This window comes from Tsukamurella soli, from assembly GCF_039541155.1.
Lineage (GTDB): Bacteria > Actinomycetota > Actinomycetes > Mycobacteriales > Mycobacteriaceae > Tsukamurella > Tsukamurella soli.
This window is the reverse complement of sequence record NZ_BAABFR010000268.1, coordinates 1-542: the sequence shown is the minus strand read 5'-3', so window position 1 is coordinate 542 and position 542 is coordinate 1. Positions and strand designations below refer to the sequence as shown.

1 pseudogene is annotated in these 542 nt (G+C 77.1%); it reads right to left on the bottom strand.

Annotated features, from left to right (window positions below):
- Positions 1 to 542, bottom strand: a pseudogene (locus tag ABD908_RS27510) (primosome assembly protein PriA); the annotation flags it as partial.

The window sequence follows — 542 nt, the reverse complement described above, 5'->3', positions numbered from 1 at the left end:
GGCGCGCGGACCGGGCGAGCGGGTCGCGGGCGAGTTCGACGTCGGAGTCCGCGACGCCCGCGATCCGCGGCGAGCGGGCCCTGACCTCGGCACGCGGCGCGATGATGTCGGCGGCCCAGGCTGAGTCGACGAGTGCCTGCGTCTCGGGGGTCCGGGCGAATCCGCCGATCAGCATGGCGCAGCGCTGCTGGTGCGCGCGCAGCGCGAGCACCTCGCGGGTGTGCGGGTACGGGGCGCGGGGCTCGTCGAGGGATTCGTCACCGTCGTCCCACAGCACGAGCAGGCCGAGGTCAGGCAACGGCGCGAAGGCAGCGCTGCGAGTGCCGAGCACGACGCGGGCGGTGCCGGTGAGCGCGGCCAGCCACCGTCGGTAGCGAGCGGCGGGGCCGAGACCCGCGGCGAGCACGACCACGTCCGCGGTGGGCACGTCGGCGAACGCGGCAGCGAGCCGGTCGAGATCGGTCTGGTCGGGGACGATCAGCAGCGCCCGGCGCCCGGCGGCGACGGTGGCCGCGGCGACCTCGGCGAGCCGCGCCGCCCAG